This is a genomic window from Acinetobacter sp. GW821-FHT09D10 (assembly GCF_059416285.1).
The window spans coordinates 362,469-383,078 of sequence record NZ_JBWKOW010000001.1 but is presented as its reverse complement, the minus strand read 5'-3'; the positions used below and the strand labels follow the sequence as shown (position 1 = coordinate 383,078).

Genomic DNA, 20,610 nt, shown 5'->3' with positions numbered 1-20,610 from the left:
AATTTTACTCATTATTAAAATGGATAATTTCATGAAAAAAATAATTTTATTAGGAGTGGTGGTTTTATTTGGTTGGTGTGTAACTCCCGCTACTCAAATGATTAATAATAAATTTAGTGAAGTACAACCTTCAATACCTTCAGTGTCAGGTATATGGACGATTTCGATCGGCCCAAACATATCAACAATAAAACTTGATTCAGATGGCAATGGAATACTTTGTGACGATACTAATGGGCATGTTGTATTCAACAAAGTTAAATATGCAAATAATATGATTTACATTCAAAATGGTATGGCTCTTGAAGTGAAGCTTCTAAACAAAGATATACTCGAATCTAGAATAACGTTAAGTGCTTCCACTTCAAATATGGTCTATAAAGCCGATAATGACTTAAAGTCAGCATCATTGAAGTGCGCCAAAGAATTATAGATAACTACCTTATAAGTTAGCAGAGGTGTTGACATGATGAAATGTTAGGAAGGCTGGTGCAGAAGTTGATAGGTATTTCATCTTTTATGGAAAAAACTTCCTACTTATAGATTTTGAAATGACTTTTCCGCATTTGTAATTATATTTTCTTCTCTCTTAGATTGGACTTCATCTAACTATTATCTTTATTTGTATAATGTTGTTGATATATAATTATTTTTTAATATCTTTAAAACTTAAAAAAATGAACTTAAAATATATTTTGATTGCTTTTGGTCTAGTATTCTTTGTACTAACTATCGTTAGTGCCTTGATTGGCGGGTTAGTGAGGATGATATTTCCACGTAACATTGCTATGGCAATTTTCTACGCAGCAGCCATCCTTATAGTCATTTGGATCGGTTACTATAATACTAAGACCGCTGTAGGTTTTAAGGTGAAGACAGCCTTCAAGTTACATTTACTTATAGCCTTTTTTCCTCTTATTGGTTTATTAGTAGGACCTGTAGAGAAAGTTGTATTAAATATTGTGACTCTATTTATAAGTCTTAATATTGGAACAGCTATCTATTACTTTAAAGGTAAGAATCTAGTATCTGCCTAATCCATTTCAGCTTCTTTTATACGGCTCAAGATGTAGTTAATTACGTCTTGTTGCCCTAGATTGAAGGCTGTCTGTGTTGCTGAGTCTTTATCGCAAGGAAGCTTAGTATGGAATAGCTCTATTAGCTCATTCAATAATTGTAATCCTTCACCATCACTAAAGACATTGTTGTATTTGTTATTCACTGACCATTGCTCCTATGATTTGATCAGTAGTCGTATTCTTAGCTTGATCCTTAGACCTGTAAAACCTACTTACTACATCATCATTTGTTAAAGGTAATTTATTGGTAACGTATTGGAGTAGTCTATTTAGTAAGTTTGATAGAATACATTTTTGAGATAGCGAAAATTTTATGAATAATAAGAAAATAAGTCTATTAAGATAGCTTTCTTAAATTAATTGAGTTGTTTGCAAAATTTGTACTGTTGGATAGCTTTTAAGCTATTTAAATGTGGTTTATATTTTTTAGTTAAAATATATGGACCTATATTAATTAGGATTAAATGAAATTCATTATGAAAATTTTAATAAAATTTATCTTAAGCTTTTTATTTTACTTTGCATTAAATACGTATGCGCAAGAAGCTGGAAATTTTAGAGAATTGCGATATCAAAAGGTTAAGTGGATTCAACCTCCAAGCATTAGCATCAGTAATGATGAGCTACAAGGATATGATAGAAATGTTGTGATAGCAGCAGAAACTAATATAAGTGGTAAAATTACAGCAATTAAATTGATGCAAAGCAGCGGGATTAATAGTATAGATTTAAAGTTAATAACCGCAGTGGAAAACGCTAGATTTTCACCTTATCAAGAAAATGGAGTTTTCTATCCAGTCAGATTTGTACAACCCTTCCACTTAGAAGCATCTAGAGAACCTGAATTCGAGGTCTATCCGGAAATAAAAGTAAATGACGAAGATCTGTATGGTCAAAATAGATCAGTATCTATTTTTACAGAAGCTGATGTGAACGGAATTCTAACTAGATCTGAAATTCAAAAAAGTAGTGGGCTTATTAAATTAGATAATTTCGTGCTTGATGAATTTCGTGAACGTGCAAAATTTTTTCCATTAAATGTTAATGGAAAACCTTATCCTATTCGTAAAACTGTTGCTTATAATTTTCCCTCATCTATTACCTCAAGTGAAGCTGAAAGATATAAAAAGGAGTACCAGTTAAAAATTTTTAAAGCTTGGGATGTTCCTCCTAACTCAGCGGGAACTAGTGCAAGAGTTAGGGTTTTATTAACGGATAAAGGTGAGGTAAATCAAATAATATTTTTGAATGAAGTCTCTAAAGAATTTAAGTTAAGTATTGAGCGAGCGATTAAAAAATCAATTCCGTTTACTTTGCCTGAAAATACTGATGTTAGAAAAATAGCAAGAAATTTATCAATTAGCTTTAAGGCAACATAGTTATTTGATATTAATTTAAAATAAAGAACTCATTAGTGTTTTTTTTGAGCTGTTAAATTTTACTTAATTGGTTACTTTTATGAAAAAGATTATTTTAACTAGCTTGTTCTTTATTTTATTGGGGTGTGCAAGTAAACCTGTAGAAAGTTTAAATAGAAACTTAGATTTAGATGTTAAAATTCCTCCAAATTTTGATTCAAAAAATTCTTACCATAAGGTTCCGGAATCATTTAAAGTTTATTGGTTCAAAGCCCCATCGATTACTATTTCGGGAGTAGAGCTTGCAGGAAGAAATAGACTTGTGGTTTTAGATGTTAAAGCTGATGAACGGGGAGTAATTACAGAGGTGGTTTTAAATCGAAGCTCTGGATTAGTAGAGCTCGATCAAAAATCGATCAATGCTGTCAAGTTAGCTAGATTGAAGCCTTATAAAATAAATGGAAAACATGTTCGTTTCGATGTAACTCTACCTCTGTTATTAACACTTGAGAACTAGTCTAATATTAATAAGTTTTCATAAAAAATTAATTTATTTGTTTAAATAGAATGAAAGGCTATTCACATGTATTTAAATAATTGTATAAACTTTTAAACCATGTAGCTGGGTATTTCTTTATATGACATTTAGTAAATAATTTGTTAAATTATGTGAACTTTATAACAAACGGTTAAAAACTCATGATGAAAATACTGGCTACAAGTTTAATTGCTTTAAGTTTAATGGGGTGTGCAACATCAAGGGGCTTAATTGAAATACCTCAAGGTCAAAAACTAAATCAACCCCACGAAATAGTAGCGAAAGGCAAATCGATCATAGTGAAAGTTGAGGATGATAGAAAATTTCAAGATAAACCCGCATCAGCTGATATTCCATCTTTAAAAGGTGAGCAATCTAATGCAACAGTAGAAGAAAAAGCCCGAGCTGTTGCTCGTAAAAGAAATGGATATGGAAAGGCTTTAGGGGATATCCTTTTAAAGGATGAGACTGTATCGCATTTGGTTGATAAACGTGTTTCTGAAGCATTGCAGCAGTCGGGATATAAAGTTCTTGCTAATAACACCACTAATGAAGCCAATGCCGATCTGATACTCAATATTAAAATTAATAAATTTTGGTCATGGTTCCAGCCTGGATTTGCCTCAATCAAAATCAATTCTGAAATTGATACCGAAATTTTAGATGCCAAACACCCTAATCGCCCACCATTTAAAATCTATAGCAAGGTAACTAGATCAGCACAGGTAGCGAACGAGTCGAAATGGGTAGAGAATATTGACAAAGTACTCAATGACTACGAGGAAAAGTTAATTATTGAAATTTCTAAGCAAAGTCAGTAGTTTTTATTTAAATCTTTGAAATATATTTAAGTTTAAAAAGCACCCTAGGGTGCTTTTTATGTCTCATCGTTGTTTGTTCACCAGTTGCATTACCATCAATTGATTTAGAAAAGTAATTAAGTATTCCAAACAGCTTTTGTAATAAATTGTGGTAGATTATTAACAATTAAGGTTTTGACAGTATTTTCATGTACCATTGCGGGATTAAAAAAATAAAATCTCTAAGGTAAAATGAAATGAATAAGATAACCCTAATTTTGCTAGCCGCTCTTCTTTTTTGTATTTTAGCGAACTATGAAAGTTTTAACTTATTAAAACCTCAAGAAACTGCAAGTAGTGAAATTAACAAAACTCTTCCCAAAAACTAATCCACCTAAGGGTGGTTTTTTTATACCCTAAGCTCTTAAATTTTAATTATTAATAATAAAGGGTAATTTTATGAGAAAAACTTTAATTGGAGCTTTATTCTTAACATTTGGAGCCTCGGTAAGTGCAGCATCGAAAATTGAAAAAGAGGAAACAAAAAAGTTTTCAACAATGAAGCAATGTATTGAATGGCTAGATTCTAAATATCCAAATAGCAAATGGCATAAAGACAGAGGTGCCTCGTGGAGTTTAGAAAATAATAATTCAAATTTTTTATCTGGAATTACACATGTTCCTAGTGACGAAAATAAAAAACTGACACATCCAATTGCGATTTATTGCAAATTAAAAGAAACAAGTACCGAAGGCGTCTTCTATGAAGGAAAGTATATCGTCATAGAAGCTATTTAATCTCAAATTCTGATTGATCAAACCCACTCAATGAGTGGGTTTTTTATAGCTGAAGAAAATCAACAAACTCATTGCCAAGAACAATTTTTCTATGATTAGCTTGCTAATCAAGTAGGGATTTAAAAAGCTTGAATAATTCCCCTTTTCTTAGCTTCCATCGTATGCGTATAGCTATATGTCATGAGAGCATGACTTTAGTTTTCTTTGTCAAAATCTTGATAATTTTAAAAACTTTATTACCCATCTTTATCTTTTGATGAACAGTTGCATTGTCGAGCTGATCCCACAACTCAAATGGGAAAAACTCTGAACTATGATCAAATACCCATAACCATTGATGACTATTGTTAAGCGTATTTACATCAAAACGTACATCCTGAACTTTGACAATCTTAAGTTGTTTATGATGTTCATCTTGAAGAATAATTTCATGGTTCTCCATTAGACATCCACAAATTAAAGACAATTTTCAATTTTACTGAAATTGATACTTTCTTGTGAGTTTGTTAGTTGGCTTTAATTTACAAAAGATTTCTGGTTGTTAAAGTTTGTCATTTTCAAAATGATAATAATCTTTACTCTTGAAATACAAGGTTTTAAATAGGTTTGGTTGTAAGCGATAGGCGTAAATGTCAGAATGCCTAGCTGACATCTATCTTCGAGTTATCGCTATGAGTTTAATAGGGTTTATCTATGCAAGTAAAACCAATAGTGAACATAGTCAAGTAAAACAAGATTTAATTGATATCCTCACAGAAGCAGTCAAATTCAACTCTTATAATGATATTACGGGAGTACTTTACTATGGTAATGGATATTTCTTGCAGTATTTGGAAGGCGAGAAAGAACAAGTTGAATCACTATTTTATAATTCAATTTTGAAAGATTCGCGGCATCAGAACTGTGAAATCATCTTTTCGAAACCGTCCGAACAGCGGTTGTTTAAGCATTGGAGTATGAAATTTGCTCCTATAAATACGAAAATAAAAGATTTCTTTTTTCATCATCATGTCGATGAGTTTAACCCGTATTTGCTTAACACTACATCAATTCCATCTTTTATTGAATTGCTTGTAGATCAACCAAATCTTAAAGCTGATCAATATCAAATTTAATCAATGATAGGATCTGAATTAGAGTAGTTTTTTCTACTTAAAAATATAAGCCCTCTAAAGAGGGCTTTTCTTAGTTAAGTGACGATTGGATATAGAGTTAATTAAATAAATGAAGAAAATTTTAATTTTATTACTTACATGTTTACTATTATCAAATGCTGCTTATGCAATTTCTGAAAATGAGGCATTACATACGCACTTTACGTATACTCAAAATGAAAAATATTGTACGGAATTAAGACGCTACGCATTTACATTTATGCATGTTAGGCAAGAGGATATACCTCTCGATGATCTTCTTGGATATATAGAAGTTGAAAAGAGTTTTTATAATAAGAAAGAAGCGAATCGGATTGCTAAACTTGCATATGAATGGCCAATTCCAGAAACTTATGATGAAAATGAACTACCTCCGATTCTTAAGTTTGGTGACAGTATCGAAAACACATGCTTAGGAAAAGAGACAACAAATGAAGAAGAGTAAACACTTTTTATAATGTTTTGAAAATAATTAAACCGCCTTATAGCGGTTTAATATTTATTGCCATTAGACCATTGATTATATAGGCCGATTTTTATTTTTAATTACACTCTGTTACAGTAAGGAAAATATAAAATAAATGGTAAAACATGAAAAAATCAACTTTAGGCTGGTGTGCCGCAGGAGTTATAGCATTAGGAATCTTTGGTTCAGGTAACGACAATACTTCAAGAAATAACTCAAACAATGAGGAAGCACAAAGTTCAGTTGAATAGGTTATAGAGTCAAAATATATCAATACCAATACACTTAATATTAGAGACAAACCTAACGGTAATGTTGTAGCAAAACTTGGACGGGGTAAGAAAGTTGATATTTATGAGAAAAAAGGAAACTGGGTACGTATTTCTTTAAATTCGACATCACCTCAATGGATCTCCGAGAAACTTTTGTGTGAAACTGAAGATTGTTTTAAACAAAAGATGAGAACATCTAAATCTCATAATTATCAGGCTTTAAAATCACAATCTCATCATTCAGAAACTAAAAAATCTAAAACATTCTATGACAGTGATTGTTCTTGTGCCGTAGTTGACTATTGTGTAGGACCAAGAGGTGGACACTATTGTATTACTAGTGGAGGTAATAAGAGATATAAGCCAAGGTATTAACAAATTTAGATTTATTAAATTATTTAAACCTCCTTTTTGGGTGGTTTTTTATTTTTATAGGAATCACTTATGGGCAATGATGAATTTCTTAAAAAAGAAAAATTCTTTCTTCTGATAATCAATAGTAAGCCTTATCCGATCAGTGATACTATAAATTTAACACTAACCAAGTTTTTTACTCTTCACTACTAAAATATCATTAAGTTTAAAGCCACCTTTGGGTGGTTTTTCGTTTTCTGAACTGTTAAATTTTACTCACTATTAAAATGGATAATTTCATGAAAAAGATTATTTTTTTAGGACTAGTTCTGGGTTTAATTGGGTGTTCAACAGCTCCAGTTGGTTCAAATACAGCCAAGCCAGTACCTAATGAGAGAGTATACGATCAGAACTATTTAAAGAAACACACTCCTGAACAAGCAAAAGTTACTTTTTTAAGAGATAAAGGTTTTTTAGGATCTGGCTGTAGTCATGATATGTATGTTAATAACGAGAAAGTATTCTCAATTCGTTCAAATGAAATAGCTACTATTTATCTTGAGCCCAAATATTATATTTTTAGATTAGAAACAGGTGGAGGGATGTGTCCAAATATTGCCACTTCTCAAGAAACGGAAGTCAAACCAGGGGCGGAGATAGAATATCGAATCCTACTTCCATCTGACTTTAATTTAAGACTAACTCGAATGAAATAAAAGCGTAAGAGCCTGCCTCTAAGGCCGTCAAACAATGTTAAATTTTAATTGAACCCACTCATCATTAAGTGGGTTTTTTCTTACTTACTAATAGATTACTCAGTTCACCAAAAATATTTCTTAAATTATTTTAAAAATATATTATTTAATTGCCTTTATTAAATAATATAGAGATATTAATTTAATTTTCTCAATAATTAATAAGTTTTATAAAATAATGAAACTTTAAAAATAATAACTTCTTACCAAGTAAACAACATATCTATATGTAAATTATAGGTATTTTAAAAATTAAATAAATTACATTGTTTTTAAATATTTTAGTGATATTTTATTTTTAGGCACATTTACCTATTACCAAGCATAGATATTGTGATTTTTATCATTATAGGTTTGGGATAACCTAAATATCTTTTGGTAATTTTAAACCTAATATTTATTCTTTAGGGAGAAAGAATATATGTGGGAATTATTTGTAATTCTACTTTCGCTTGGGCTGTTAATGTACACAGCTTACAAGGGCTTTTCTGTCATTTTGATGGCACCAATTTGTGCCTTACTTGCAGTTTTACTCATTAATCCAGCCAATGTTTTACCATTTTATTCGGGTGTTTTTATGCCCAAAATGGTGAACTTTATTAAAGATTACTTTCTTGTATTTTTGCTTGGGGCAATTTTCGGTAAAGTCGTTGAAATGTCAGGAATTGCCGAGTCTATCGCTCGAACCATTGTGAGATGGATTGGGGCAAAAAAAGCGATTTTAACCGTTGTGTTATTAGGTGCAATTTTAACCTATAGTGGTGTCAGCTTATTTGTTGCAGTATTTGCAATTTATCCTTTTGCAAACCAGCTTTTTAGACAAGCTAATATTCCAAAACGCTTAATTCCGGGAACTATCGCGCTTGGTGCATTCACATTTACCATGGATGCATTGCCTGGTACGCCACAAATCCAGAACGTAATTCCAACCACATTCTTTGGTACCAATATTTATGCTGCACCATTTTTAGGGATTATTGGCGCTATTTTTGTTTTATGTGCAGGTTTAGCTTATTTGGAGTGGCGCCGTCGCGCTGCTGCAAAAGCGGGTGAAGGCTTTTCTGGTTTTGGTATAGATAATACGCCGTCTCAAGAAATTGAAGCTGATATGAACTTGCAAAATAATGGAAGTACGGCTCGCCAGTTTTTAGCGTTTGTCCCCCTCATTCTTGTTGCTGTAATGAACAAATATTTGTCTAAAGCAATTAAAGAGTGGTATCCAAATGGCTTTGATTTTGCCACTGTAGGTTTAGCCGATTACACCGTTGATGTTGCAAAAACTGGGGCGATCTGGGCTGTTGGTTTAGCACTTATTGTCGGAATTATTGCTGCAATTTTATTTGACTACCAACGTGTAGTGACGAACTTTAAAGAAGGTGTCAACGCGAGTATTGGGGGCTCACTTTTGGCAGTGATGAATACTGCTTCTGAGTATGGCTTTGGTGCGATTATTGCGTCATTACCGGGCTTTGCCATGATTAGCCACGCAATGAGTAGTACCTTCACGAACCCATTGGTAAACGGTGCGGTAACCACAACGGTTTTAGCGGGTATTACTGGTTCAGCTTCTGGTGGTATGAGTATCGCTTTAAGCGCGATGGCTGAACACTATAACGCCGCGATTTTAGTAGCAGGTATTCCGCCAGAAGTCATGCACCGTGTGGTTGCAATGGCATCGGGTGGTATGGACACGCTTCCGCATAATGGCGCCGTGATTACCTTACTTGCTGTTACAGGTTTAACCCATAAACAGTCGTATAAGGATATTTTTGCAGTCACAGTAATTAAAACGTTAGCGGTATTTGTGGTGATTACGGTCTTTACAGTGACTGGTATTGTTTAAACCAACAAGTTAAAAATATTAAGGAGTAAATAGATGACTAAACTTTTAGACGGAAAAGTAGCCTTTATTACGGGCTCGGCAAGCGGGATCGGTCTAGAGATTGCTAAGAAATTTGCTCAAGAAGGTGCAAAAGTTGTTATTTCTGATATGAATGCTGAAAAGTGCCAAGAAACAGCAAAGCTGCTAACAGAACAAGGCTTTGAAGCACTATCTGCACCATGTGACGTAACTGACGAAGATGCTTATAAACAAGCGATTGAACTGACTCAGCAGACTTTTGGTACAGTAGATATCTTAATTAATAATGCTGGTTTCCAACATGTTGCACCTATTGAAGAGTTTCCAACGGCTGTTTTTCAAAAACTAGTTCAGGTCATGCTCACTGGTTCGTTTATTGGTATTAAACATGTCTTTCCAATTATGAAAGCTCAGAAATCGGGCCGTATTATTAATATGGCTTCAATTAATGGCTTGATTGGTTTCGCTGGGAAAGCAGGTTATAACAGTGCTAAACATGGTTTAATTGGTCTGACAAAAGTTGCCGCATTAGAATGTGCAAGAGATGGCATTACAGTCAATGCACTCTGCCCGGGTTATGTCGACACACCATTGGTTCGCGGTCAAATTGCAGATTTGGCTAAAACTCGTAATGTGAGTCTAGACAGCGCGCTTGAAGATGTAATTCTGGCAATGGTTCCTCAAAAACGTTTGTTATCTGTTGAAGAAATTGCTGATTATGCAATTTTCCTTGCGAGTGACAAAGCAGGTGGGGTAACGGGTCAGGCTGTAGTTATGGATGGTGGTTATACCGCACAATAAGTTAGAGTTTTATAAAGACCGCTTATTTTTAATAGGCGGTCTTTTGTGAATAAAAAGATATATAAGTTTAGTGTTCAAAACGATGATTTATCTCTACTATAGTTGCTTATAAAAATCTAATAAAATAAGTTTGTTAAGGTATGAAATTATACTTTAAAGGTATTTAACTTATTTCCAATTTTAAAATCTAATAGAGTATGAGAAAGTAATCTTTACTCTCTTTCTTGATTAGATATTTTTCAGGAAAACTCGTCAATTAAAGGATATTAATTGGCATACAAGTTGCTTTTTTAGCAATAAGTTATTAGCTAGGTGAAAAGGATATGATATCACTCAGCCAACAGATGGAACTCAATCATTATTCGCGTAAAGCTGAATTTGCGCAGAATTTGATGTCCACAATTTGTGGTGAACACCGTCTAGACACAATTTACAAAGACACTCTCGATTTTCACTATGATGGAATGCGCCTGCCTAATAAAAAAATGGCAATTGGCACCATCAGTTATGGTGCAAATGTTGCCATTAACATCTCTAATCTAAAAGCTTATAGCATTAGCTTACCGATACAAGGTCGACAAGCTCTCAACATTCGTGGTGCTCATTATCAGTCTGATGAAAACAGAGGGCTTATTGTTTCAAATAACGATCAGCAAGATTTGATTATTGATAAAGATTGTCGAAAATTTCAGGTGGTTATTCCAGAACGAAGCATGCAAATTGTTCTTGCAGATCTATTGAATAAACCGGTAGATGCCCCCATCATTTTTAATCCAGAAATGCATCTGGACTCTGAGCAACTGATTGGTGCATGGTGGAAAAATATTCAGAATTTTTTACAGTTAAAATCACAATATAGCAATTTTTATGGTTTGCAGATGTTATCTGAAGACTATGAAAATTTTGTAATTAAAGCCTTACTTTTATCTCAAGAAAATAATTATTCCGAAAGTTTAAAGTTACTTTCGCATCAGGATGAACCAGCCTATATCCGAAAGGTGCGGAATTTCATTATTGAACATGCCCATGAAGAAATCTGTGCAGAAGATTTGCAACGTCTAGCTGGGGTTTCAAAATCCAAGTTGTATGACGAGTTTCAGCAGTACTACGGTACAAGCCCAATGTCCTATTTGAAAAAGTATCGTCTACAACAAATTTATAAGATTTTGAGTACAACTAGCGCTGATAGAAAAGTGTCTATTTCAAAGCTTGCTTATGACTGGGGTTTTAATCATTTAAGTCGGTTTTCTCAAGAATATCGCGAGGAGTTTGGTGAAAAACCAAGTGAAACGAAGGGCAAAATTTTTTAATTATTTAATCTTTTAAGCAATAAAAAACCTGATTGAATTAACTCAATCAGGTTTTTTATTTATCTCTATATTTTAAATACTATTTTCAAGATTCAATACTTGCTTACTTTTAGATTTTTCATAAATGACTTTAAGACTAAGGGCAATAAATGAAATGAAGGTCGGTAATGCCAGAATAAAGAATATACCGCTTAAACTTAAGTTAAAAGTGAAAATGAGTGAGCCAAAGAAAGCGCCTAAAATTGCACCGATACGACCAATACCATGCATCCACGAAACGCCAACCGCGCGGCACACCGCTGGATAGAAAATGGCCGCAAGTGGTAGTAAAGAAGATTGAGCGCCAGCAAGTAATGCACCAATTAAGAAAATGGTAATGCCTAATAGGAAGATATTTGAACTGACTAAGCCCGCGACAATAAATAGCCCAAAAGCAATTAAATAAGAGTATTTAATGACTGTGGTTGGGTTCAGTTTATCCATGTACCAACCCATAATGGTTGCACCAATCACACCACCAAAAGGGAAAATAGCTGCAATTAAACTAAATTGTTGCGTCGTAAACCCAGCTGTTTTTAAAATTGTTGGCATCCAGCTTGTTAAAAGATAAAACACTAAAAGACTCGTAAAGCAGCACAGCCAAAGCATGCTTGAACCCCACAGGTATTTTCCTAAAACGATTTTAACCGGATTTTCCTCTGATGCTGTTTCTGTTTGGGCTAAGACAAGTTTTACTGGTTCTTGGAATGGATGCCCTTGAATATCTTCTAAAATTCGTTGTGCTTTATCTTGTTGTTGGCGCGTAATTAAGTATTGAGTTGATTCAGGTAATTTAAGTAATAAGGCAACCACTAAAATGAGGGGAATACTTCCACCAATAATAATGACCTTAGCCCAACCATAACTTTCTAACAGATAAGCTGACAACACACCGCCACAAGAAATACCCAGCATAAAACCGCAACCTGCTAATCCAGTTAGGAATGCTTTACGTTTTACAGGCATATATTCAGAGACAATGGTACTGATGTTTGGCATGGCTGCGCCTAAACCCACACCTGTAATAAATCGGTAAATCATTAAATCTTGGGTCGAGTCGGCAAAACCACACAAAATCGTAAATATTGAAAATAATAGGCTCGTAAAAACAATGACGCCTTTACGCCCAAACTTATCGGACAAAGGCCCTGAAATGATGGCTCCGATTGACATGCCGACTAAAGCGGCGCTTAAAACCGGCGCAAGCTGAGGCTTGGTAATTCCCCAGTCATCAAGTAAGGCAGGAGCAATAAAACCAATAATTCCTGTGTCTAAGCCATCACAGAAGAAGACAAAAAAGCCGAGTATAAAAACCATCCACTGTAAGGGGGACAGTTTTTCGCGGTTGATTACCGAATTTGCATCTATCGTTTTCATATGTATTCCCTAACTCATTAAAATTTTCTGCTGTAATTAACAAAGAAACGATTTTCCGAAAAATCGTTTCCATGCTTAACGTCGTAATTGATAAAGATGTACTGAAGGGCTAAACCTTTGAGAAAAGGCTGTTGAAGGGCATAATTGACAATAACGTTTGCTTCACTTTCTTTGTTTTTTAAGCCATCTGCTGTTTTAAAGTGATCGCCATATACATATTTCAAAGTTGTATTTAAACCGGGTACATAATCTTTAAAGTCATAGCCATAAATGAAGTGATAAGACTTTTCATCTTGTTTGAAGAAACCGGTCGTGTTCCAGTTAATAAAATAAGTTTCAGGCAAGAAACCATCAGGTAGTGGGTAGGCAGACTCGCCAATAATTTGTTGATAACCTAAACCAAAGCTGTGATTTTTTACTTTGAGCGTTTCTAATAAACCTACATTTTGCGCATCGATGTCGAAAAGATTTCCATTATCTTTGGCATTGAAATATTTGAATTTTGAATTGATCGAAAAATTGGAATTCTTCCATACGTGGTCCATTCCCACATAATGCTTATTGTATAAATCTTCCATATTCCCGAAGTAATATTCGCCCTTCAAATTAGGCGTAATTTGATAGCGCAGGTCTATGTAGTTAAGGCCATCAGAGTAGCCAGTCACACCTTTTGAAGTAAAAGAAAATCGATGAAATTCTTCTTCATTTCGTGGCGATACTTTTTCGATTCGACCAATTTCAGCAAAAAGCTTATCGCTTAATTGAGACTTAAGATTGGTTCCCCAATAAGAGGTTAGGAGTTGACGGCTTGCATCTACAGTGGTTACGGGTAAATCTAGCCATAATTCACCAATGCTCAGTAGAGTCTTGTTATAGCCTAACTTTAATGTCGCACCATATTTTAAATAATCAGGTGCTTGGGACTGAGTTGCTTTATCAAAAGGCAATACCGTATCTGCAACATGTTTATCTTGGCTTAAACGAACCGCATATTGTGCTGAAGCATTTGCGCCAATTTGAATCGGAGTTCCACCAATTTCTAACGGCGTGTCGTGCATATTAGAGTTATAAAATAGGGAGACGGATTGTGACCAGCTACCCGTGTCTTTTACATCTGGGTTGTCATAGTTTCTATCTATATATGCATTTTTTAATGTAAATTTCCATTCTTCATCCGCTGAATAAGCCTGAGTAGAAAATGCACTACAACATAAAATGTTGATGAGCATTAACGTTTTGTTGTGTCCATAAATTGGCTTTGGTCGATGCATAAATAAAGTGCCTTAAGTTAGAAAATGACTGAGCTTTTCTTATGTAATCAAAGTAATTACATGACTTTGATTGAACTATTTTTAGCCAGTAGTCACTATCCAATAAGTCCTAATCTTCATCCATTTTTTCCAAATTAGATAAAAAGTATTAATTTAATTTTTTGATTTAAAGTTTTGAAATATAGGTGTTTCTTGTTTTTTGAATTTTTATCCAGTTTGATTAATTTTCATAATTGCGCACAGATTGGATAGTGCTTGCAGCTTTTGGACAGTCTAAAAAAATATTCGGATAGAAGATAAAGCCATAACAATGTCAGGAGTTGACACTATGGCTGGTCAAACCGTTCAAATTAAAACTGCATCTGGAAAACAGTTCAGTGCGTATCTAGTGACACCAGAAACAGGAAAAGGGCCGGGCGTCGTACTTTGTCAGGAAATTTTTGGGGTGAATGCAGCCATGCGGGAAAAGGCAGATTTTCTTGCAGAAGAAGGCTATACCGTTTTAGTTCCTGATTTATTTTGGCGTGTAGCACCTAATATCGAATTGGGTTATACCCCAGAAGACTTTCAAAAAGCTTTTGAACTTTATCAGCAATATGACGAGAACCTCGGTGTTGAAGATATTCAAGACAGCTTATCTTTTTTAAAGACTCGACCAGAATGTGACACCTCTAAAGGCCTTGGTGTGGTGGGCTATTGTTTAGGTGGAAAGCTTGCTTATCTTGCAGGCTGTCGACTTTCGGAAGTGGCATGTGCCGTAGGTTATTACGGTGTAGGCATCGAAAAAGCGTTGGATGAATTAGCCAACGTAAAAGGATGTTTGGTTTTACATATTGCAGAACTGGACCAATTTACACCGCCAGATGCTAGGCAAGCCATTGTCGATGCAGCTAGCCAATATTCAAACGTACAAGCTTATGTTTACGAAGCTGTTGATCATGCTTTTGCACGCCCAAAAAGCAATCATTACCACAAACCTTCTGCACGTTTTGCTCACGGGCGCACAGTAACAGCTCTACATGACACGATTGGGCCGAAATATGACCTAGTTGCGCTATGGGAAGAGCATATTCGTCATGAGTTTGATACACGTGACGTACCGGCAACCATGGCGACTATGGTTGCCGAACCTTATGTCAACCATATCCCAACGTTGACTGGCGGTGTAGGCCAAAGCCAGCTTGCCCGTTTTTATCAGTACCATTTTGTTCACCAAAACCCGAAAGATATGAAGATCACCTCGATCTCTCGTACGGTTGGCTCAACGCAAGTGGTGGATGAGTTCATTATGAGCTTTACCCACGACGCTGAAATTGACTGGTTACTACCGGGTGTAAAGCCAACTGGCAAATATGTCGAAATTCCAATGTTAGGTGTGATCCAGTTTAGAGGGTCAAAGTTGTGCCATGAGCATATTTATTGGGATCAAGCATCGGTGCTCGTTCAAATTGGTTTATTAGACCCGACAGGCTTACCAGTTGCAGGTGTAGAGACAGCCGGAAAACTTCTTGATGAAGATCTTCCTTCAAATACTTTGATGCCGTCTTGGTCAAGTAGTGAAAGCAAGCCAATCAATTAAGGAGTAGCTGCAATGAATATAGATTTAAAAGGAAAAGTCGCTGTGGTGAGCGGTGGTGCAACACTGATTGGTAAAGCAGTTGTGCAAGCCTTAGTTAGTGCAGGTGCTCATGTCGCTATTTTAGATATTGATGCCAAAGGTAAGGCGATTGCAGAAAGCTTTAACCATGATGTGATGTTTATTCAAACCGACTTAACCAGTAATGCGGCTATTCAACAAGCTGTGGCAGATATTCACCAACATTTAGGCGAAGTAAGTTACTTGGTCAATCTAGCATGTACATATTTAGATGACGGTTTTAAATCTTCACGTCAGGACTGGTTACAAGCACTCGATATTAATTTGGTCTCTACAGTTGAGCTGAGCCGTGCTTTTTACAATGACTTAAAAAAGCAGCAAGGTTCAATCGTTAACTTCACTTCCATTTCAGCCAAAGTGGCACAAACAGGGCGCTGGTTATATCCAGTTTCTAAAGCAGCGATACGTCAACTCACACAAAGTATGGCAATGGATTTTGCCGTCGATGGTATTCGCGTTAACTCTGTCTCACCGGGTTGGACATGGTCTCGTGTGATTGCAGAAGTCAGTGGCAATAACCGTGAAAAAGCCGATAGCGTGGCAGCCGATTATCACTTACTAGGCCGATTGGGTCATCCCGAAGAAGTCGCCAATGTTGTTTTGTTTTTATTGTCACCCGCTGCGAGTTTTGTCACTGGAGCAGATTATGCGGTCGATGGCGGATATTCAGTGATGGGCCCTGAAGGATCACAGCCCGCTATTCCACGTTTAGCCGAATAGCACAGCGTTTTAAAGCACATTTAGAAAATTATGGAGAAGATTATGCGCCGTATTGCAATTGTTGGAGCAGGACAGTCTGGTTTACAGCTTGGTTTGGGCTTATTAGATACAGGTTATGACGTGACCATGATCACCAACCGAACTGCCGATGAAATCCGTCAAGGTAAAGTCATGTCAAGCCAGTGTATGTTTCATACCGCTTTACAAACTGAACGTGACTTAGGTTTAAATTTTTGGGAAGAACAATGTCCAGCGGTAGAAGGCATTGGGCTGGCTTTAGTCAATCCTGAAAATGGTGGTAAAGCATTTGAATGGAGTGCTCGTCTTGAGCGCTACGCTCAATCGGTCGATCAACGCGTCAAAATGCCATATTGGATGGAAGAATTTGAACGCCGTGGCGGTCGCTTGGTTATTCAAGATGTGGGTATTGAAGAATTAGAACAACTCGCAAACGACTACGAGCTTGTATTACTCGCGGCTGGTAAAGGTGAAGTCGTTAAACAGTTTGAACGTGATGATGCACGTAGTGTTTTTGATAAACCGCAGCGCGCTCTGGCATTAACTTATGTCAAAAACATGAAGCCGATTTCACCTTACTCTCGTGTGACTTTTAACATTATTCCCGAAGTGGGTGAATACTTTTCATTTCCGGCACTCACCGTAAATGGTCCTTGCGACATTATGGTGTTTGAAGGAATTCCAAACGGGCCAATGGACTACTGGCAAGATGTCAAAACACCTGAACAGCACCTGCAATGTAGTTTGGACTTACTCAAGAAATTTGTGCCTTGGGAATATGAACGTTGCGCAAATGTTGAGTTAACCGATGCAGGCGGTTATTTGGCAGGGCGTTTTCCACCGACCGTACGCAAACCAATTTTGACATTACCCTCTGGCAAGCAAATTTTTGGTATGGCAGATGCCTTAGTGGTCAATGATCCAATTACCGGTCAGGGCTCAAACAATGCTGCCAAATGTAGCAAGATCTATTTCGATGCCATTTTAGCCAATGATAATCAAAGCTTTAGTGAACAATGGATGATTCAAACCTTTGAACGTTATTGGACATATGCAGAAAAAGTGGTGGCTTGGACTAATAGCTTGCTCTTACCACCGCAACCTCATGTTGTTGAGCTATTAGCAGCTGCAAGCCAAAACCAGAACATTGCTTCAATTATGGCCAATAACTTTGATGACCCACGTGCTTTTGCTCCTTGGTGGTTTGATGCAAATCAGGCTCAAGCATTCATGGCTTCAAAAGCCCCAGCAAAAGTTGCCTAAGGTTATATAGCAAAGGGAGATATGAAAATGGACACAATTGAAACTCAAGGCTTACAAACCATCAATGCTGAAAACCCAAGAGAAATCCGTAACTTGCTTGGGCAATTTGCAACTGGCGTCACTGTGATTACCACACGTGGTAAGGATGGTCGCAAAATAGGAATGACAGCTAATTCATTTTCCTCACTGTCTTTAGATCCACCATTAATTTTGTGGAGCCTTTCAAAAACGGCACCCAGTTTGTCTGATTTTGTAGAAGCTGAATACTTTGCCATTCACATGTTGGCACAGGAGCATCATCAGCTTTCAGGGCATTTCGCTCGAGGTGCTGAAGATAAATTTGCAGGCGTTGCACATCAGCAATGTAATGCAGGCGTTCCAATTTTGTCCGATGCACTCGCAACCTTAGTTTGCCGCAATGTAAATCAGTATGAGGGCGGAGATCACTTAATTTTTATTGGTCAGATTGAACAGTACCAACAACGCCAAGGTGAACCATTGGTATTCCACGCAGGAAAGTATCGGATTGCCGCTGAACATCCAGAATTAGCACATTAATTCACCATAATCACGATCAATCCGGTCGTGATTTTTTTTATAGGAAATAAGAAGATGAAAAGCACTTTAATTAAACATGGCTTTTTAGCAGGGACATTGTTGGGTTTGCCGTTAGTTACACATGCATATGATTTACCGACCGTAAACTTAGGTATGACCAGCTTTCTCGATGGCGGATTACCCGCAGGACCCGGCTGGTATGCTCAAACCTACTTTCAAAATTACGATAGCAATAAACTCGTCGATGCCAATGGACAAAAATTAGGTTTGCCTAAAACAGATTTAAATTATCAAGTACTGGTTGAACAGATCAGTTATTTATCGAATGTCCGAGTAAAAGATAAAGCCAGTCTAGGGATGAATTTTTTAATTCCCTTTGTCAGCAAAATGGACATGGATGATGGCTTGAATAATGCTGCAATTAAAGCCCAAAGCGGTTTTGGCGACCTTATGATCGGACCGTTTATTCAGTTCGATCCAGTCATGGGCGCACAAGGGCCGAAGTTTGTACATCGTTTTGAGTTTCAGGTAAATTTACCTACTGGCGAATACGACCAGCAAAAAGATATTAATCCAAGTAATAACGCTGTTTCTTTTGACCCTTATTGGGCAGCTACATATTGGTTTAGCCCCAAATGGACAGCTTCAACGCGTATCCATTATCTCTATAACTTTAAAAATGATGACCCAAGCTATGCGTTTGCAGGTGCAAATGATATGCAGGCAGGGCAAGCATTTCATGCAAACTTTGCAACGGACTATGCCATTACCGAACAGTTCCGTTTAGGACTAAATGGCTATTGGCTAAAACAAGTGACTGATACTGAAGTCGATGGTGAAAAAGTCAAAGGTCGACGTGAACAAGTGTGGGCAATTGGTCCGGGCGCCATGTATAGTTTCTCTAAAAATGATCATTTAGTTGCAAATGCTTATTTTGAGCAAGATGCTGAAAACCGCCCCGAGGGAACACGACTACAAGTTCGCTATGTCCATCATTTCTAAATCATAAATAAAGCCTTTTATATCAAGAAATATAAAAGGCTTTTATCTATTTATTTTAAGAAAAAATTGAGGTAATTAAGCCTGAGCCTTCACTTTGACTAGATCGACGAGTAGAAGAGGGTAACTCACCATAACGGCGTTTATATTCTTGAGAAAAACGGCCTAAATGGGTAAATCCCCATTTAAATGCAACGTCTGTGACTGATAGATTTTCATTGTGCATGAGCTCTAAATGGGCTTGTTCAAAACGTAATTCTTTTAGATAAGACATTGGGGTGGTCCCCAAATAATTTTTAAAACCGGTAAATAACGTTCGAACACTCACACCTGCATGTTCAGCCAAAATTTCGACGTTAAGCGGCTCATGTAAATGTTCTTTAATATAGGCTTCTGTGCGTTTCACAAAATAAGGAGAGACAGTTTTTTCTTTATAATGATCAACTCTATGTAATGCATTATTAGGTTGACCATAAATCAGTGCATTAAACAGGTTTGACTCAAATTGTTTAAAGGCTAGAGGGTGATGGAGAGGGTGTTGCTCGCATGCTAAAGCATCCATCAATGTTCTAACGAGTTGTAAAAAATAGGCTCCACTTTGGGTAGCAAAGTCTAATTTGGGGTCAAAAACGAGTAAGTTGTTTTCTGAATCAGCAATGTGCTGACGGCAATGGTAAGTAAAATCATCCTTTGAAACTTTTAGAATGAGCTGCGGTGAGTTCGCGTGCCAGCGCATACGTAAAGATTGCTGAGGGGAAATAAGAGAAGCAACTTGAGAATAAGAAATAAACTTTTGTGAACCAAACTCGATTTCTGCATAGCCTTGAGTTGGAATTTGAATTAAGTAAAAGTTATCAAGGTGATCTGGTTCAATAATGACATCTGCGCCATATTCCAAGCGACTAATAGACAGGGCACCTGTTTTAACATGGTGCATGGTTGCACTGAAATCTCGCTTCTGTTGAGAGATTTTAAGATCATGCGGTTTAAAAATCTGCCCAACATTTCGGCAGGTTTCACTTAAATCTTGGTGATCAAACACCAAATTATGATTGGTAAAGATAGACTCATTTTGAAAATGACGCCCACTGAGTTCCGGGGAGTTGGCTTGGTTCATATTTATCCCTTTTGGCTCACTCCTGTATTTACTTGTGTTGTAGAA

21 protein-coding genes and 1 pseudogene are annotated in these 20,610 nt (G+C 36.2%); 17 read left to right on the top strand and 5 right to left on the bottom strand.

Annotation, left to right across the window (positions count from 1 at the left end; all coding sequences use genetic code 11):
* Positions 1–31 precede the first annotated feature (31 nt).
* Entirely contained in the window at positions 32–433 is a 402-nt protein-coding gene (locus AC07M3_RS01730; protein WP_494566351.1) for a J517_1871 family lipoprotein, read from the top strand.
* A 600-nt stretch (positions 434–1,033) separates the two neighbouring features.
* Here the strand turns inward: AC07M3_RS01730 and AC07M3_RS01725 are convergent.
* Positions 1,034–1,222, bottom strand: coding sequence for a Bbp19 family protein (locus AC07M3_RS01725; RefSeq protein ID WP_080027026.1), 189 nt, complete (start codon positions 1,220–1,222; stop codon positions 1,034–1,036).
* 333 nt (positions 1,223–1,555) lie between these two features.
* On the opposite strand from AC07M3_RS01725, the gene AC07M3_RS01720 reads away from it, so the two are divergent.
* The 4 genes from AC07M3_RS01720 to AC07M3_RS01705 all read left to right on the top strand — a co-directional run bounded on the left by AC07M3_RS01720 (position 1,556) and on the right by AC07M3_RS01705 (position 4,573).
* A complete protein-coding gene (locus AC07M3_RS01720) occupies positions 1,556–2,458 on the top strand; it encodes a hypothetical protein (RefSeq protein WP_494566350.1) in 903 nt (300 codons plus the stop codon).
* A 79-nt stretch (positions 2,459–2,537) separates the two neighbouring features.
* A complete protein-coding gene (locus AC07M3_RS01715; protein WP_494566349.1) occupies positions 2,538–2,954 on the top strand; it encodes an energy transducer TonB in 417 nt (138 codons plus the stop codon).
* A gap of 182 nt (positions 2,955–3,136) precedes the next feature.
* Positions 3,137–3,796: a YajG family lipoprotein gene (locus tag AC07M3_RS01710; RefSeq protein ID WP_494566348.1), complete on the top strand. Its 660-nt coding sequence runs from the start codon at positions 3,137–3,139 to the stop codon at positions 3,794–3,796.
* A gap of 438 nt (positions 3,797–4,234) precedes the next feature.
* Positions 4,235–4,573, top strand: a complete 339-nt coding sequence (locus AC07M3_RS01705) for a hypothetical protein (RefSeq protein ID WP_092705700.1) — start codon at positions 4,235–4,237, stop codon at positions 4,571–4,573.
* Between the two features lie 178 nt (positions 4,574–4,751).
* Here the strand turns inward: AC07M3_RS01705 and AC07M3_RS01700 are convergent, their stop codons facing one another.
* Positions 4,752–5,015, bottom strand: a complete 264-nt coding sequence (locus AC07M3_RS01700) for a hypothetical protein (protein WP_494566347.1) — start codon at positions 5,013–5,015, stop codon at positions 4,752–4,754.
* A 229-nt stretch (positions 5,016–5,244) separates the two neighbouring features.
* Between AC07M3_RS01700 and AC07M3_RS01695 the strand changes: the two genes are divergently transcribed.
* The 7 genes and pseudogenes from AC07M3_RS01695 to AC07M3_RS01665 all read left to right on the top strand — a co-directional run bounded on the left by AC07M3_RS01695 (position 5,245) and on the right by AC07M3_RS01665 (position 11,546).
* Positions 5,245–5,688 (top strand): BLUF domain-containing protein, encoded by a 444-nt coding sequence (locus tag AC07M3_RS01695; protein ID WP_494566901.1) that lies wholly within the window; start codon positions 5,245–5,247, stop codon positions 5,686–5,688.
* A 109-nt stretch (positions 5,689–5,797) separates the two neighbouring features.
* Complete coding sequence (locus AC07M3_RS01690; protein ID WP_494566346.1) at positions 5,798–6,172, top strand: hypothetical protein; 375 nt, start codon at positions 5,798–5,800, stop codon at positions 6,170–6,172.
* A 146-nt stretch (positions 6,173–6,318) separates the two neighbouring features.
* A pseudogene (locus AC07M3_RS01685) lies at positions 6,319–6,840 on the top strand (SH3 domain-containing protein).
* A gap of 278 nt (positions 6,841–7,118) precedes the next feature.
* Complete coding sequence (locus AC07M3_RS01680; protein ID WP_045432460.1) at positions 7,119–7,535, top strand: hypothetical protein; 417 nt, start codon at positions 7,119–7,121, stop codon at positions 7,533–7,535.
* 460 nt (positions 7,536–7,995) lie between these two features.
* Positions 7,996–9,417, top strand: a complete 1,422-nt coding sequence (locus tag AC07M3_RS01675; protein ID WP_494566345.1) for a GntP family permease — start codon at positions 7,996–7,998, stop codon at positions 9,415–9,417.
* Between the two features lie 33 nt (positions 9,418–9,450).
* Positions 9,451–10,236, top strand: a complete 786-nt coding sequence (locus AC07M3_RS01670; RefSeq protein ID WP_416657757.1) for a 3-hydroxybutyrate dehydrogenase — start codon at positions 9,451–9,453, stop codon at positions 10,234–10,236.
* 323 nt (positions 10,237–10,559) lie between these two features.
* Entirely contained in the window at positions 10,560–11,546 is a 987-nt protein-coding gene (locus AC07M3_RS01665) for an AraC family transcriptional regulator (RefSeq protein ID WP_494566344.1), read from the top strand.
* A gap of 72 nt (positions 11,547–11,618) precedes the next feature.
* Here AC07M3_RS01665 and AC07M3_RS01660 read toward each other — a convergent pair whose 3' ends face one another.
* Positions 11,619–12,962: an MFS transporter gene (locus tag AC07M3_RS01660; protein ID WP_092705781.1), complete on the bottom strand. Its 1,344-nt coding sequence runs from the start codon at positions 12,960–12,962 to the stop codon at positions 11,619–11,621.
* 17 nt (positions 12,963–12,979) lie between these two features.
* Positions 12,980–14,191 (bottom strand): OprD family outer membrane porin, encoded by a 1,212-nt coding sequence (locus AC07M3_RS01655; RefSeq protein WP_494566900.1) that lies wholly within the window; start codon positions 14,189–14,191, stop codon positions 12,980–12,982.
* 370 nt (positions 14,192–14,561) lie between these two features.
* Here AC07M3_RS01655 and AC07M3_RS01650 point away from each other — a divergent pair, with 370 nt between their 5' ends.
* The 5 genes from AC07M3_RS01650 to AC07M3_RS01630 are packed head-to-tail and all read left to right on the top strand — an operon-like array spanning position 14,562 to position 19,451.
* On the top strand, positions 14,562–15,812 hold the full coding sequence (locus AC07M3_RS01650; protein ID WP_494566343.1) for a dienelactone hydrolase family protein: 1,251 nt from the start codon (positions 14,562–14,564) through the stop codon (positions 15,810–15,812).
* A gap of 12 nt (positions 15,813–15,824) precedes the next feature.
* Positions 15,825–16,610, top strand: a complete 786-nt coding sequence (locus tag AC07M3_RS01645) for an SDR family oxidoreductase (protein WP_494566342.1) — start codon at positions 15,825–15,827, stop codon at positions 16,608–16,610.
* 42 nt (positions 16,611–16,652) lie between these two features.
* The gene (locus tag AC07M3_RS01640; RefSeq protein ID WP_494566341.1) at positions 16,653–17,891 is read left to right on the top strand and encodes a styrene monooxygenase/indole monooxygenase family protein; all 1,239 of its coding nucleotides are present in this window, start codon (positions 16,653–16,655) and stop codon (positions 17,889–17,891) included.
* Positions 17,892–17,918: 27 nt separating this feature from the next.
* Positions 17,919–18,449, top strand: a complete 531-nt coding sequence (locus AC07M3_RS01635) for a flavin reductase family protein (protein ID WP_174749172.1) — start codon at positions 17,919–17,921, stop codon at positions 18,447–18,449.
* Positions 18,450–18,503: 54 nt separating this feature from the next.
* Positions 18,504–19,451 carry a SphA family protein gene (locus AC07M3_RS01630; protein WP_494566340.1) on the top strand — a complete coding sequence of 316 codons (948 nt, stop codon included), beginning with the start codon at positions 18,504–18,506 and terminating at the stop codon, positions 19,449–19,451.
* Positions 19,452–19,506: 55 nt separating this feature from the next.
* Here the strand turns inward: AC07M3_RS01630 and AC07M3_RS01625 are convergent, their stop codons facing one another.
* The gene (locus AC07M3_RS01625) at positions 19,507–20,565 is read right to left on the bottom strand and encodes an AraC family transcriptional regulator (RefSeq protein ID WP_494566339.1); all 1,059 of its coding nucleotides are present in this window, start codon (positions 20,563–20,565) and stop codon (positions 19,507–19,509) included.
* Positions 20,566–20,610 lie beyond the last annotated feature (45 nt).